General features: G+C 45.0%; 18 protein-coding genes. 9 read left to right on the forward strand and 9 right to left on the reverse strand.

The annotated features are described in order from the left end of the window. The first annotated feature begins 51 nt into the window (after positions 1-51). Entirely contained in the window at positions 52-780 is a 729-nt protein-coding gene (locus AC6RV6_RS09065; protein WP_500240514.1) for an energy-coupling factor ABC transporter ATP-binding protein, read from the forward strand. 10 nt (positions 781-790) lie between these two features. Here the strand turns inward: AC6RV6_RS09065 and AC6RV6_RS09070 are convergent, their stop codons facing one another. The 4 genes from AC6RV6_RS09070 to AC6RV6_RS09085 form a co-directional block, all read right to left on the reverse strand. Then, positions 791-1,567, reverse strand: a complete 777-nt coding sequence (locus AC6RV6_RS09070) for a sulfite exporter TauE/SafE family protein (protein ID WP_500240515.1) — start codon at positions 1,565-1,567, stop codon at positions 791-793. A gap of 69 nt (positions 1,568-1,636) precedes the next feature. Beyond that, positions 1,637-2,179 (reverse strand): rhodanese-like domain-containing protein, encoded by a 543-nt coding sequence (locus AC6RV6_RS09075; protein ID WP_500240516.1) that lies wholly within the window; start codon positions 2,177-2,179, stop codon positions 1,637-1,639. A 49-nt stretch (positions 2,180-2,228) separates the two neighbouring features. Then, complete coding sequence (locus AC6RV6_RS09080; protein ID WP_500240517.1) at positions 2,229-2,927, reverse strand: MBL fold metallo-hydrolase; 699 nt, start codon at positions 2,925-2,927, stop codon at positions 2,229-2,231. 117 nt (positions 2,928-3,044) lie between these two features. Beyond that, the gene (locus AC6RV6_RS09085; RefSeq protein ID WP_500240518.1) at positions 3,045-3,806 is read right to left on the reverse strand and encodes a sigma-70 family RNA polymerase sigma factor; all 762 of its coding nucleotides are present in this window, start codon (positions 3,804-3,806) and stop codon (positions 3,045-3,047) included. A gap of 185 nt (positions 3,807-3,991) precedes the next feature. Between AC6RV6_RS09085 and AC6RV6_RS09090 the strand changes: the two genes are divergently transcribed. After that, complete coding sequence (locus AC6RV6_RS09090; protein ID WP_500240519.1) at positions 3,992-4,153, forward strand: hypothetical protein; 162 nt, start codon at positions 3,992-3,994, stop codon at positions 4,151-4,153. Positions 4,154-4,309: 156 nt separating this feature from the next. On the opposite strand, the gene AC6RV6_RS09095 is transcribed toward AC6RV6_RS09090, so the two are convergent. The 5 genes from AC6RV6_RS09095 to AC6RV6_RS09115 form a co-directional block, all read right to left on the reverse strand. Then, positions 4,310-4,564 (reverse strand): hypothetical protein, encoded by a 255-nt coding sequence (locus tag AC6RV6_RS09095; RefSeq protein ID WP_500240520.1) that lies wholly within the window; start codon positions 4,562-4,564, stop codon positions 4,310-4,312. Beyond that, a complete protein-coding gene (locus tag AC6RV6_RS09100) occupies positions 4,558-5,454 on the reverse strand; it encodes an HlyD family secretion protein (protein ID WP_500240521.1) in 897 nt (298 codons plus the stop codon). The genes AC6RV6_RS09095 and AC6RV6_RS09100 overlap by 7 nt, the downstream gene beginning before the upstream one ends. Continuing rightward, entirely contained in the window at positions 5,415-5,630 is a 216-nt protein-coding gene (locus AC6RV6_RS09105; RefSeq protein ID WP_500240522.1) for a hypothetical protein, read from the reverse strand. Before AC6RV6_RS09105 ends, AC6RV6_RS09100 begins: the two co-directional genes overlap by 40 nt. Next, positions 5,627-6,064 (reverse strand): hypothetical protein, encoded by a 438-nt coding sequence (locus AC6RV6_RS09110; RefSeq protein ID WP_500240523.1) that lies wholly within the window; start codon positions 6,062-6,064, stop codon positions 5,627-5,629. The genes AC6RV6_RS09105 and AC6RV6_RS09110 overlap by 4 nt, the downstream gene beginning before the upstream one ends. Before the next feature lie 124 nt (positions 6,065-6,188). Next, positions 6,189-6,710, reverse strand: a complete 522-nt coding sequence (locus AC6RV6_RS09115; RefSeq protein WP_500240524.1) for a hypothetical protein — start codon at positions 6,708-6,710, stop codon at positions 6,189-6,191. A gap of 276 nt (positions 6,711-6,986) precedes the next feature. Here AC6RV6_RS09115 and AC6RV6_RS09120 point away from each other — a divergent pair, with 276 nt between their 5' ends. The 7 genes from AC6RV6_RS09120 to AC6RV6_RS09150 all read left to right on the forward strand — a co-directional run bounded on the left by AC6RV6_RS09120 (position 6,987) and on the right by AC6RV6_RS09150 (position 14,284). Next, positions 6,987-7,286 (forward strand): hypothetical protein, encoded by a 300-nt coding sequence (locus AC6RV6_RS09120; RefSeq protein WP_500240525.1) that lies wholly within the window; start codon positions 6,987-6,989, stop codon positions 7,284-7,286. Further along, positions 7,208-7,900, forward strand: coding sequence for a DUF4114 domain-containing protein (locus tag AC6RV6_RS09125; protein WP_500240526.1), 693 nt, complete (start codon positions 7,208-7,210; stop codon positions 7,898-7,900). Before AC6RV6_RS09120 ends, AC6RV6_RS09125 begins: the two co-directional genes overlap by 79 nt. A 35-nt stretch (positions 7,901-7,935) precedes the next feature. Next, positions 7,936-9,558: a CHAT domain-containing protein gene (locus AC6RV6_RS09130; RefSeq protein ID WP_500240527.1), complete on the forward strand. Its 1,623-nt coding sequence runs from the start codon at positions 7,936-7,938 to the stop codon at positions 9,556-9,558. A 348-nt stretch (positions 9,559-9,906) separates the two neighbouring features. Beyond that, the gene (locus tag AC6RV6_RS09135; RefSeq protein WP_500240528.1) at positions 9,907-10,533 is read left to right on the forward strand and encodes a sigma-70 RNA polymerase sigma factor region 4 domain-containing protein; all 627 of its coding nucleotides are present in this window, start codon (positions 9,907-9,909) and stop codon (positions 10,531-10,533) included. Continuing rightward, a complete protein-coding gene (locus AC6RV6_RS09140; protein WP_500240529.1) occupies positions 10,520-11,497 on the forward strand; it encodes a DUF1822 family protein in 978 nt (325 codons plus the stop codon). The genes AC6RV6_RS09135 and AC6RV6_RS09140 overlap by 14 nt, the downstream gene beginning before the upstream one ends. A 145-nt stretch (positions 11,498-11,642) precedes the next feature. Further along, entirely contained in the window at positions 11,643-13,364 is a 1,722-nt protein-coding gene (locus AC6RV6_RS09145) for a tetratricopeptide repeat protein (protein ID WP_500240530.1), read from the forward strand. Next, positions 13,364-14,284, forward strand: a complete 921-nt coding sequence (locus tag AC6RV6_RS09150) for a hypothetical protein (protein ID WP_500240531.1) — start codon at positions 13,364-13,366, stop codon at positions 14,282-14,284. The genes AC6RV6_RS09145 and AC6RV6_RS09150 overlap by 1 nt, the downstream gene beginning before the upstream one ends. The last annotated feature ends 387 nt before the right edge of the window (positions 14,285-14,671 follow it).

Raw genomic sequence — 14,671 nt, forward strand, 5'->3', positions numbered from 1 at the left:
GCGGAGCAGTTTTTAATTTAAACTGAAACTATTATTTAACTTTATTTCTTGATGACTCAAAATGCCGCACTCGAACTTACTAATATTACCTTTAGTTATCCCGATCGCCCGCCCATATGGAAAAATTTAAACCTCCAAATTCAACCCGGCGAAAGAGTCGGCGCGATCGGTCCCAATGGGGCGGGGAAAACGACTTTATTTTTATCAATTTGCGGGATTTTAGCTCCTCAAAGCGGTCAAATTGACCTATTTGGCAAACCCGTTCGAACTCAAGAATTTCGCCCAGAAATTGGCTTTGTCTTCCAAAATCCAGACGATCAACTTTTTTGTGCGTCCGTGTGGGATGATGTGGCTTTTGGGGTGGAAAATATGGGTTTATCCCCTCGAGAAATTGAGATTCGCATTGAAGAAGCATTACAGATTACAGGAACTTCTCAGCTTCGCGATCGCATTCCTTACGAACTATCGGGAGGGGAAAAATGTATGGTTGCGATCGCTTCTATTCTCGCCATGCGTCCTCAACTAATTCTTTATGACGAACCCAGCGCCAATCTCGATCTCAGCGCTCGCCGTCGTCTGATAAACTTTCTTCAGCAGTCTCGCGAAACCCTCTTAATTTCCTCCCACGATCTGGAATTACTCCTAGAAGTTTGCGATCGCATTTTCCTCCTCAATCAAGGGACAATTATTGCCGATGGAAAACCCCAAGAAATCTTATGCGATCGCGCTCTCATGGCAGAAAATAGCTTAGAAGTTCCCTATTCTTTGACTAGCGCCTAACAAGTCACAATTAGTGTTTAACTAAAACCAGAACTGCAACCGCAAGGACGAAATAACCAAACCCTTTTTGTAGGTGTTTTGCCTCGATATTTTGGGTTAAATAAGCCCCGGCGATCGTTCCCAAACTTGCCGCAATCGTAAAGAATAACATCAATGTCCAATCCAGCATAACTTGATCGACATATCCCCAAAACCCCGTAATTGATTTCAGTGCAATCACGATCAAAGATGTTCCGATCGCTTCTTTCATGGGAATGCCACCTAACAGCACTAAAGCAGGAATAATCGCAAATCCTCCTCCCACACCCACAAATCCGGTCAACACCCCCACGCCAAATCCTTCAAGAGGAATTGCTAACCATTTCTTAATACTATGATGGGATTTGATGGACTGTTTTTGTGTCTTTTCTGAGGGTGCTTTTCGGCTTTGAGCGATCATGAGAATGCTGGCGGCAATCATCACTATACCAAAACAAACAAATTGAATCGTTTCCGTAATAAAAGGTAACGTAGCAAGACGCGCACCTGAATAAGCTCCCAGCATTGCAGCCGGAGCAAATAAGGCTGCAATTTTTAAGTTAACATTCCCTTGAAACCAGTGAGGAATCACCCCAATTAAACTGACAGTGCCGACAATAAATAAGCTCATCGCGATCGCTTCTTTAATGCCAACTCCCATCACGTAAACCAAAATTGGAACCGCGAGAATTGAACCGCCACCGCCAATTAACCCCAAACTCAATCCGATCGCTACTGCCAAAAAATAACCGAAAATCAAAATAAACATGATATTAATCTCCTTGAAAAATATAAATCTCAAGGGTAAGATAAGTTAGGCTTTAGCGATTTTTTAAACTCATTGATTGTAAGGAAGTTTGGCCAGTAACATTGCCATTGCACAAGTATCACTCGCTCCAGCAAAGACCAAGCCAGACCCGACAAAGCCACTGAGAATTAAAAACCAAGGTGAGACAAATGCCCCTAAAATTGTCCCTACCAGCACCAAAGATCCGGCAACAATCTGTACTTGACGCATAATGCTAATGGGGGCATTGCGATCTATCTTTGTGGGATAATTGGCGGCTTTCCAAGCATTGAGTCCTCCTTGAAGTTCATAAATATCTGTCCATCCGGCAGCTAATAACTGTTTTGCTGCCTGTCGGGAACGACTTTGACTCCGACAGTAAAAAACGAGATTTTTTCCTTGTTCTTGAGGAATGTGTAGGGGATCGAACTGAGATAAAGAAACTCGTTTTGCGCCAGAAATATGTTCTCCAACATATTCAGAAGGTTCGCGTACATCGATCAGCGTGACGGTTTCTCGGTCTAACCATTGTTTCAGCGTAGCAGCATCGATCGCCGTGACTTTTGGGGTTGATTTTTGAGGAGTTACAATCATTATTTTAGTCTCCTTGACAGTACAAAATGATCAAAAGTGAAGCTCTCTATTAGGCAGCAAAATTAATCTTGCCGCAACGTTCGTTAGCAGGAACCGCTTCCATCATCTTTGTTGGATTAGGAAGATTGAGATGGGTCATAAAGGCGATAAAATCATCGCGATCGCGGCCGACAAAACGAGGATTCAAGCGCTTTTCTTCTCCAATTGCAGATAAGGTATGACCCCGATAGTCGTGACCCGGATAAACAAGGGTTTCCTCGGGCAATGTCAATAACCGTTGGGTGACGGTATCATAAAGCGTCCCAGCATCACCACTTTGGAAGTCAGTTCGCCCGCACCCACGGATAAAGAGGGCATCTCCCGTTAAAATCCGATCGCCATTGACGAGATAGGCCATGTGGCTGTCGGTATGGCCGGGAGTGGCGATCGCTTCGATCTCAATTCCTCCCAGTTGGAGAATTTCTCCATCTTTAATCTGTCGATCCGCACAGGGGATATCGGCGTTTTCCGGCACGATGCCCAGACACCCCGTAAGTTCTCGCAGCTTTCCGGTTCCGGTGATGTGATCCGCGTGAATATGGGTTTCCAAGCAATAGCGGAGAACTAAATTCAATTCTTGAATGAGTTTGAGATCGCGATCGACTTGTTCGAGGACAGAATCGACAAGAATGGCATCGCCTGTCTTGCGATCGGCGATGAGGTAGGTATAGGTATAGGTTTCCGAGTCAAAGAGTTGACGAAATAGCATTTTTCTCCCAGTTACATTCGGAGTTCATCTCTTTATTCAACTATATTGCTAAATAGGAATATTGTCAAGTCAGAAAAATTATCTCGGGACTGACGAAATCGCTCAAACAGCCAACAATTAAGCCACCTGTAACAAAGATTCTAATTGTTGAATGCCGCGATCGACATAGCGCGTCACTGTCATGGGACTGATGCCAATTTTTTTAGCAGCTTCCTTGCGAGTGAGATTTTCGAGAAAGACTAACTCGAGGGCTGTTTGCGTTTTTGTTTCCAATTGTTCGATCGCATGGCGTAATTGCGAACATTCTTCTCGTTGCTCGCGATGGACAGTAATATTAACGTCGGGTAGGGTATCGGCTAGGGTCACAGTTGAATCAACCTGTCGCGTTAGGGTTGCATCTAAACTCAGCAATAAGCGATTTTTCACCGCCATTTTGCACTCGCGCCATTCGGGCAAAGGGACTCCCAAAGCGCGAGCAATTTCGGCATCTTGGGGAATGCGTCCCAATTCGCTTCTCAGTTGTTTGCAAATCTTCCGCGATCGCCCGTGGAGTTCTTGCCAGCGACGGGGAATTTTGATCGTTGTGCCTCTATCCCTTAAGTAATGTAAGATTTCGCCGCGAATGTAAGGGAGTGCAAAAGAACTAAAAGCTCGACCTTGTTTGGGATCGAAGCGATCGATCGCGCGAATCAGACCTAAATATCCCGTTTGCTCTAAATCTTCGTAAGGTTCGTTACACTGGCGACAAAGTTGATGAGCAACTTTGCGAACGAGACCGCTATTCAACTCAATCAGTTCATTTCGCAGGTTAAGAGAGCGATCGCGGGAGTAAGCGACCAATAGTTCCATATCGCGGGTTCGCAAGGCAGAATGTGTCATGTCAATGAACAATGAACAATAAACAATGAACAATATCTTCGACTTTAAATAGAGGATTGAAGTCTAGAATGTTATCGTTTGATTTACGGTGAGTCGTAAGTACAAGCACTTATTGCGTAAAACGTTGGGTGCATTTACTGTGACGCTCTCTCCTGCAATAGAATGGGTTTTCCGAGGCCAAGAGCTTGAGACTCTCTCGTTCATTGTGCAAATTCAATATTCGTCGCGCCATCGTTGTTATACGGAAATCTCAGGAGGCGATCGCGATCGCCTCCGCAGAAACACGGAAAATAACGGAAGGCGTGCTGTGGTTGGTCGTGCTTTATAACATTACAATGGCTGATTAAGACATATTTCTCCTCGATCGCATTGCCGATCAAATTGAGAAATACTGGATTGGGTTGCCCGGGATAACATTCAATTTCTGGGAGTTGACCGTATTCTTTGACGATAACGATCGATATCTCCAGAATGAACGGGCAAAAAACAAAACAGAGAAAGAATCAAGAATACTTGCGAACCTTAAAAAGATTGAGGAATTCGCGACGAACGCGCTCAGCCAGAGAAATAGTATAGGGAGAAGCAATCTTAGCATAAACCTTAGCTCCGGGTTGCAACCGTCCAGCCTCTTCGATAACCGCAATCACCTGTAAAATGGACTTATCCAACTGCTCATCCTTATCGAGAACCGAAACAATCTCGCGAATCTGCATCTCAAAAGAAGGCAAACCGGGTTCTGGAGGCGAAAACTTTACCATTTAGAGGCTTCATATTCCTGTCGCGATACCGCACTCAAACGAGAAAGGCGAGTTAATTCATCCTGCCGCGTCTCTAACTCATCGCGTAACTGTCGCTTCGCCGTCTCCATCTTCGCGCGATGCTCTCCCAAAAGAGATTCGATCGCATCGACTTCCCGATACAACGCATCGATCGGTTCTTGAGAATAAACTCCCTCTTTGACCAAAGACTCGTGACGAGCAACTGAAACCTTCATCTTCTGCAAACGACTGTGCAAAGATTGCAACTGAAACTCGTAGACGCGAATGTGGTCGGGAGGAATCCCTGCATCCATGCGATGAACTTCTCCTTGCAACTTCTGTACCCGCAAGCGCGATCGCCCTTCGACGGCTTGGGCTTGTTCCCAACGAGATCGCACTGCCAGTATTTGTTGTTGAGCGTAATGGAGTTCGGCATTACTCTGCAATAAACTCAACTCAGTATCTTCAATTTTCTCCTCTAAAGATTCGCTTTCAATCAAGGCTAAAGGTTGACCTTCCCTCACGTTTTGATTGGGCAAGACCAAGACTTGGCGAATCGTACCGGGAACATCCATATGAACCACACGGCGAGCATTGGGGTTGGTTTCCAGCCAAGCCTCTGCTCGCACGGAAGGGCGAACGCGGATCTGGGAAATTCCCCCTAAAGTGACAAGAATGGCAACAGCGATCCAAAACCCTCGTTTTTTGAGAAAGGTTTTGGGAGCTTCGGGAGTGGGGGAAGCGTTGGGAACAGGGGAAGCAGGGGAAGAGGGAGAGCGATCGCGATTTCTCGTTGCTTTTTGTTTGCCTGTCCCCAGTTTTGCCGGGGTGCTGTTTGTTGTTTTCTCCCCTATCCGTCCTTGCCTCCGATGCTCCCCATCCTCCTCCATATCCTTGTTCGGCGGTACGACGCGAAAACGACGAGGAGATTGCTCTTTCGCTTCAGAGGCGGAAGAATTCGGTTCTGGTGACGGGTTTCGATGCGTCGCATCGCCAGTAACAGGTAATTGATTATCTGGTGACTGGTGACTGGTGACTGGTGACTGGTGACTGGTGACTGATTCATGATGCCTCCCGATTATTAATATGAGGAAAGAAATAATAAATCGCCCATGCGATTAATAAAAACAGCACCGTCATCGGCAAATTGTCGAGAATCCAATAGAATAACCAACGGAAAAGACCACCAAAAACGAAGATGAGATAAAGCAAGCAAAAGGGTGCGTAAACCGCTAAAATCTCGCGATCGCCTCTCTTCTCTCCACTCGGTTTCCTCCGCAACCAATTCCCCCACAACATAAAAGCACGTCCTCGTAGATTGTTAATTCCCGTCGCAGCCACCGCCAAATAATAACCATCAAATTTGGCCATGGGATTGAGATTTACGGTCACGGTAAAGAGAGAAGCCACCAATAAGAGAAAACTTAAGCCTTTGAGGGAACTATTATCTGTCGCGAGATACCACAACCAAAACGCGATCGCTCCCACCCATAATGACATAATTAAATAAGGGGACTTTAAAAAAGAGCAATTGTAAGGGCGTGAATTTCTTCTTGGGAGGTTGGGCCGGAGTTGTTCCTTCTAACATTCCCGTTGCTGTTAGTAATTGCAACAACGATCGCATTTAGTGAGGAGAAATGCCGCAATGAGAACATATTTTTTCGGGAGGCAAGCGATCGAGCAGAGAAAGTGCTTCTTTAGAACGGCGATCGACTTGTAAATAAGTCGCATGAATGGGATTACGAAGAATCCAATGCCCTTGAGGATGGGGAATCCATTCTACTCCTTCTTTCAATCGAGGTAAACTGCTCCTACTTGTCTCCTCCTCGGGCTGAGCGAAGTCGAAGTCCTCTGCAATGGCTCCCCAAATCAGCAATTTTTCTAATAGTTCTAATACGAAATTAGAAGATATTTCCGAGCCAAACTTTTTCTCGCACAGTTGTTGCAATTCCACAACACTCAAATTCCCCTTAAAGCGTTGCAGCGCATAACTTTCAACTTTATCGATCTCGTGGCGAGGCGTACCCTCGTTGGCGGCAAAAATCCACTGTTTGGCAGCAGGTAAATAACCCACTTGCCAATAAGGAGTGAGGTCGGGGCATTGAATAGAGTTTTGTTTGAAAGTTTGTTGCTGAGCTTGAAACATGGCCATTATTTCTTAAGTTTTTTCTTGTATTTCTCTGTCATTGACTCTTTTTAATTTCCTTTTAACTTGGCCAGATTAGAGGTGAATTATTACAAAATATGACGAAAGTATTGCTCTGGCTAACGAAAAATCAGTGGTTTCAGCGATTAATTGATTGATAAGTAGATTTGCAATTGAGTGTTTCTCACCTTACCATATTTTTTCAAGTCGAGTTTTTACTCAAATCTGACTCGAAAAGCGATCGCACTTTTTGCACTCATTTTTCAGATCCTCCCGATGAAGTTCTTCTCTCGCCTGTTTGGTAATCGGAAAAAATCAACGACTCCCAAAACAGATCTGAAAACAGATCGGTTATCTTCTCCCACAACAGCCAAAGGAGAAAAATTTGAGGAAGATTTTAATACCTTTATCTTAGAGCCGATATTAACGCCGAGCGCTCTTATTGATGGTGGAGAAGACACACCGGATCCCGCGATATTAACCGGAGATGACCTCCCTTGGCTCGAGACCTTGGATGCGATCGCCACCTCAGACAACATTATTCCCTCAGTACCGCCAACCCCGACAATGGGCTGAATTGGGGACAAATTGCCGACGTGACAGGAGACGGGCAAACCTTCGTCATGGAAGACGTGCGTTTTGATAGCAACTGGTATGACAAAGATTACAACGACATTATTTTCCAAATTCGCGGAGCCAAAGGAGAAGCCCCCGACTTAGATGAAGTCATCGCCAACGGGCAAAACTGGCGAGAAACCGAATTAGGGCAAGAGATTCTCGAATTTGCCGAGATTGAATCAGATTTCGTTCCTTTGAGCCAAAACGCTGAAATTGAAAGCATTACAGCGATTGAAGTGGTAGAAACGAATCAAATTGAAGCCATTATCGATGCTTTTGAACTCGGAGAAGTAACAGGAGAAGAAATTGCTACATCGCCCGAAATCTTTTGGGACTCAGCCCTAGAGATTTTAGAACCCCAGCTCGAAAACCTGCAACAACAGCCCGAATTCATCGAGCAAATGCAGTTGACTTTCGGAGAAAACTGGAATCTGGAGCAATTGGGAATGAAACTGAATATAAATATTTGTAACAGAAACTTGACAAAGCAAGTGTCAGGACAAAGAACACAAAGCGATCGCGGAATAAGCGATCGCGTCATCTCCGATCGCTTAGAACCCCTGAAAACTTGATATAGTAGATCGTCGGATCGACGAGTGCGGTAGGAATGTATCGAGAGCAAAGTCCGTGTTTGAGTCTGGCGGTCGATCGCTTACTCGCAGCAGGAAAAGAAAATTATGCGATCTGGGTTCTCAATGCCCCCTTACCGGGAGGGTACGTTCACCATGACTGTGTATGGCCTGCCCGAATGACGAAACAATGGCTGACATGGCAGGAAATGTTTGCCCTACAAGAACAACTGCACGTCCCTCTGATCGGCTCTCCCGATGAACTCTTCCCGAAAGCCACCCGAGATCCGTTTGATTCCCCCACAGATCCCGATACTCCAGCACAGAACTATGGCGGGCGCTTAATGCAGAACCTTGGAATCGATTTGTGGAATTGGCTATTACAAGGATCGATCCGCAGCAGTTGGGCGCAAAGTCGGGGAATTGCCATCGGTCAAAATAAACCCTTACGCTTGCGTCTCGATATCCGAGATCCGAATTTGATTCCCCTCCCTTGGGAAATCATGCAGCCCGCCCCCGGCAAACAATCGATTTCTCTGAATCGCCAATTTTTATTCAGTCGTACCACCAGTGATGTCGATCCCCTTGCTCCTCAGCAATCGCAAGACCGATTAAATATTTTATTGGTATTGGGGGAAAGTAGCGCCCCGAACAACCAATCCTTGCAACTCCAAGAGGAAGCGCGATCGCTAGAAGAAGCGATCGAGCAACGCACGGAAGAAGTTAATTATCAACGGTCTTTTTCTCCCGTTCCTCCTCGCGTTGACGTTCTCCTACAACCTACCCCCGCCGAACTCGTTCAAGCCCTAGAAAAAGGGATTTATAATGTCTTTTTCTACGCCGGTCATGGGATTCCAGCCCCCGACGGCGGCTCCCTCTTTTTGCGTCCCGAAGCCACCATTAACGGCACAGAACTGGCTCAAGTTCTCGTGAGAACTCAAGTCGTCCTCGCCGTATTTAATGCCTGTTGGGGAGCACAACCCGATCGCGTCGATCGCACCACCATTCCCCGCAGCAGTTTAGCAGAAGTGCTGATCCATCATGGGGTGCCGGCGGTTTTAGGGATGCGGGATGCGATCGCCGATCGCGAGGCATTGAGTTTTATTCAAATCTTTACCGAAGCCCTCTCCGATCGCATGTCCATCGATCGTGCCGTGGCGATCGCCCGACAGCATCTCCTCACCCTCTACAAATTCAACCAACCGGCTTGGACTTTGCCGATCTTATATATGCACCCAGAATTTGAGGGAGAACTGATTAAGCCCCTCAGCGAAGGCATTACCGAGTTACCAACAGTTCTGCCCGGTGGGAAAAAGACCCTCATGCCCAAAGCCTCCCTTTATGCCCTCCACGGCGATCGCACTTGGGAAATTCAGGGGGGATTAATGCGCGTGGGTCGCCGTCCCGATAACGATCTGGTCATTCAAGAACGATGGGTCTCGCAAAATCACGCCGAAATCTTTTATCGAGAAACATTTTTGGGGACAAAATCTGCCCCGAGTTATTTTTTACGAGATTTTTCGCGCTATGGTACGCTTCTTTCTCAAGGAGAAGGCTGGCAGAAAGTTCACCATCAAGAAGTCCTCTTAGAGTCCGGCGTTAAACTAAAATTTGGCAGTTCTCAAGGTCAAATGCTAGAGTTTAAAATCGAAAAATCTTAAAGCGAGATCTCTCCATCACTGATAACTAATAACTGAAATGGATTCCATTCATCTCGAACGAAATCTCACAGCCGAACGTTATCAAAAAAGCATTATTCTTTCGGTTGACACTCGTTACCAATTCTGTTAGCAAAAAGTAATTTCCTGTGAATCTCGAAGCCTCGACTCACCGTAAAACAGCATAGTTGAGGTATTAGTTCGAGAGAGAATAGTTCTTAAGTATTGTTTGTGAAGGCGATTGTATTTCGTAACAAATTGCAAAGATTGCGTAAAATACCTGTTTTGAATACGAGTCCTTTATAGAGTTTTGCGTTACTTCCTATCGGAATCTTATCGAGTATTTACATCATGAGCGATGAGTTAGATGCCCATTTAAAAAAACTGGCTCTAGAAGCCCAAAATCATCCCAAGCAGTCTTTCTCGCGGCGAATCGCCCTCGCAAAACTCATGAGTGAAATTCAGAAATCGGGCAAGCTCTATTATCCTCGTCCGCCGCGATCGCAATGGTTCTGGGATCTTTATGCAGAAGCCCGTCAGGAATTATTTGTGTATATTAGCGATCGCATTGACAAATACGATCCCCAAAAAGAAGTTTTGCAATGGGTTAATTTTCGCCTGAAAATGATGGTCAAAGACCGCATACGCAAAATCTCGCGGCCTTTGCCTCCAGTCGAGCCGCCAAAGCCTCCAGAATTCAGTCTTTTAGACGAAGTGCGTCAATATATTGACGAAGACCCCGAAGGACTATTCCGAGCAGCTTATATCGGCAAAAAACCGCAAGCCAATTTTCAATTTTTAGCCCAAAGAATTCTCGATGGATATAAGTGGCGAGAAATTGCGGAAGAATTAAACATTCCCATGACAACATTGAGTAGCTTTTATCAGCGCTGCTTGACTAAATTTCTGCCCAAATTTAAAGCACATTTCTCAGATCGAGCCAATATTAACCAGGAGGACAAAAATGAGAACGATTGATAGCAATATCCTAACTTTCAGCGTACCGCTCACTCTCGAAAGCCATCAAATTGCCCAAAGATTTAAACAAAATATAGTAAATTCCCAGAACATATCGAGAGAACAAACTGAGTTTGCTCGAGAAAAAGCCCAACAGATTTATCTCAATACCTTAGCCGTTTATGCGACTCATTTTTTCTTGACTTGTTTGGGGTTAGAAACGAATTGGCAAGAAGAGGAGCAGATCGATACCGTTATTTCTGAAAGAAATATCGCGAGATTATTAGCCAATACAGCCGACTTAGAAGTGGAAGGGTGGGGAACACTCGAATGTCGCCCCGTTTTAGCCGACGCAGAAACCTGTCATATTCCCCTAGAGGTTTGGAGCGATCGCCAAGGTTATGTTGCCGTGGGTTTCGATAAAGACTTAAAAACAGCAACGTTGTTAGGGTTTATCGAATCCGTTGGTCGTGACGAAATACCTTTGCGAGATTTTCAACCCCTCGATCGCTTAATTGAATGTGTGAGTCCACCCGAATCCATTCCCTTGAGTCAGTGGTTTCAAGGGAATATTACAACAGGTTGGCCAACCTTAGAAGAATTCGAAAAAATCTTCTCGCCTCAACAACCCAAACTGGCTTTTCGGTTTCGATCTACTACTGACAGAGTTGAATCTGCTGCTGGCATCAAATGCGGTAAGATATTAAATGTAAAAGGAGAACAAATTGTTCTACAGGTCAGCCTCACTCCTCCTAAAAACTCAAAAATGGACATTGCGGTGGAAATTTCTCCTCTGATCGAACAAACTTATTTACCAGCAAATCTTCAACTCATGCTCTTGGATGAAGGAGGAGACACGATTATGCAAGCGAATACGAGACAAACTGAAGCAATGGAATTAGAGTTTGCGGGAATGACAGGAGATATATTTCAAATTAAGGTAGCTTGGGAGAATACGAGTCTTACCGAACAATTTGTTATTTAACAATGGGAGCGGGAAAATGGGAAAACTGGCCATCTTGGAACTTGAGGGCGATTTAAAAGAGGAAGGCTTTCGAGTAATCTTGGAAATTTACTTGGAGCAGGCAAACTCTGCATCTCGCCATTGCCTGATACGAGAAAGAGGTGAGTTGCCAGCGAATCCCGCTTTAGCAGCCTTGCTGGAAACTTGGCAAGAACGCTATCGCCTCATCGAGAAAAAATACCGTCATCTCGAACCGAAGAAAATCACCTATACAGGGACAATTTACGATCTGATTGAAGATTGCCAAGAAGCCGCCGAACAGCTAAAACAACAGTTTGAAGAGTGGCTGAAATATCCTTTGTTTAGCCCGTTAAATCTTACGTTGCACCGTGAATTGAATAAAGATGAAGCAATTCGACTCTCCATCGGTACTCGAGACCCTCTGATTCAAAAATTGCCTTGGCATTGTTGGGATCTCATCAAGCATTATCCCCAAATCGAAGTTTGCTTTAGCGCTCCCGATTATTATTCACGTCATCCCGATCCTCCCCGGAAATATTGGCATGACACTTCCTTGGGAGAACGTTTAAGCAATATTCTCTTTCGGAAACGATCGCGCGATCGCGTTAAAATTTTAGGTATTTTCGGCTACAGTGCTGGCATTGAAACCGAGAAAGACAAGCAACTGTTGGAAAGTTTACCTAACGCAGATGTTTGCCTATTGGACAAACCCAAGTTAAACCAATTGACCGACCAATTATGGGAAAAACCTTGGGATATTATTTTCTTTGCCGGTCATGGTAAAACAACAGAAGAAAATGAAGGGCAAATTGCCATTAATGCGACGGAAAGTATCAGTATCCAGCACTTATGGTTTGGGTTAAGAAAAGCCGTTGCTTCGGGCTTGAAACTCGCTATTTTTAACTCTTGCGATGGTTTGGGACTCCTTGCTCGCAAACTCGATAACGACCCGCAGATTCCCCAAATGATTGTCATGCGAGATTTAGTTCCCGATCGCGTGGCACAAGTGTTTTTAAAGTATTTTTTAACTGCATTTTCCGCCGGAAAATCCTTATATCTAGCAGCACGAGAAGCACGAGAACACTTACAAGGGATGGAAAGTGAGTATCCTTGTGCCAGTTGGCTACCCATTATTTGGCAAAATCCGACTGCAATACCGTTTGCTTGGCCTTTGGATGAAGATAAGCCAAAACCCGCTCTGATAACTCTCCGACTAACCGCTCTCTGGTTCTTGGGAATTGTAGCAGGAGGTCTGAGCAGTTATTTGCTCTTGGGTCATCAAGGAGCCATTGCTATGAATAAGTTGGGCATGGCTAATCACAAAAAAGTTCATCTTTTAATGGCTCAACGCTATTATCGAATTGCTACACTACTCGATATTAATTATGCTGCTCCGTATTATAACTTAGGGTGGTTATGTGATGAGGACTTGCAGGATACAGATTGTGCGATCCGTTTCCATGAACGAGCTTCTTGGTTGGGGATGGCGGAAGGGTCTGCTGAATTAGCTCGCTTATATATTCTCCAAGGGGATTATAATGAGGCTCAATCGGCCATTCAGCGTTGTGTGAAACAAAGCAAATATCCTGCGGTTACGGCAGCCTGTCAGAAAAATCTTGGTTGGATACTCTGGCAACAAGAACGTTGGCAAGAAGCAGAAGATGCGTTACGAAAAGCGATCGCACTAGAAGCAGACAGTCCTCACGCTCATTGTCTCTTGGCGCAAGTTTTGCAAGTTCGAGGAAGACCCGAGGAGGCGCAGAAACATTGGCAACTCAGTTTGCCAAGTTTAGAATATAACGTTCCCGAACAGGATCGATGTCTGGCTTTGGAAAAAACGCGATCGCAAGCTCAAGGAGAAGAATAATGAGGTTTAAACAAACTGTGGCTCTAAGTTTAGCGACCTTCGGGATATTCTGGGGGGTCGCAAATCCTTTGAGAGCGTCAGTTCCTTCTAATGGCATGATTTTACAAACTGTTCTAGGTGCTCGAGTGCTACGAAAGGGGAAAGCGATCGCCTCGGAAGCGGGAATGTTGCTTTATCCCAGCGATCGCTTGCAAACCACTGCAGGGGAAACACTTTGGATACAATGCGACGATTTAACCTTGCAAATTTTACCAGGAGGAGGAGTGCGAGAGAATGGCTGTCCTTTAGCCAGCGACCCTAAATGTTCCGAAGATGCGATCGAATGTCCTCATCGAGGCGATAGAGACTCGTGGATCGATGCCTCTATTCCTTATACTATCTATCCTCGCCGCACGGGTTTGTTGAATCCTCAACCTTTATTGCGATGGAATCCTGTTGCAGAAGCCAGTCGTTATACCGTCACGATCCGAGGGGGCGATCTAGAATGGACCGTGGAAACTGACGAATCGCAAATTGTCTATTCTGGCACTCCCCTGCAACCCGGAAAGCGTTATCTACTCATCGTGACAGCCGATACGGGGGAATCTTCCATTCAAGAACAGTCTCAAGTGGGAGGGATGGGTTTTTGGTTGCTGGATGAGTCCACTGCACGACAAGTCAGGGACAAAGAAGAACAGATTTCGCAAAACATCCCAGAAACTACAGCCAGAACATTAGCGATCGCGCATCTTTATCTCAAATCTGGATTGATATCGGAAGGAATCGAACAATTAGAAGCGTGGCTTGCCTCGGGAGGAGAGTCTGCTTCCGTTCATCGTCTTTTAAGCAATTTGTACGAGCAGGACTTATTACTAGGTATTCCAGCAAAACAGCATCAAGAACGAGCGGAAATATTAGAGCGATCGCGTCTTGAGAATTAAATAAAGTCATTTCAGTTATCAGTTATCAGTTCCGACCGCTAAAGCGGGAGGCTTGAAACCTTATTATTTTAGTCAAAAAAATAATTTCTCAGTTCATTTGTATCATTTCTCAATCGAAGTAAATTTACTTTAAGAAGTATTACATAATATCTCTTAGTTCAAGAGATCTCTCCTTAATCGAGTTAACTTTTAACCACTATTGGTTACTCCTTTTTACTGGGTTCAAAATATCTAAGGTTTTGTCATCAAAATCTGTCACATTTTTTCTGGGAAATTCATTAATTAAGTAGAGTAACTGCATTAGAGCCAAAAAGAGGGGCGATCGCTGAGATCGCCTTGTTCAACTGAACATTTTGTTAAAAATCGGTACTCAAACATTCAATTCCC

The organism is Spirulina sp. LEGE 11439, assembly GCF_059821285.1.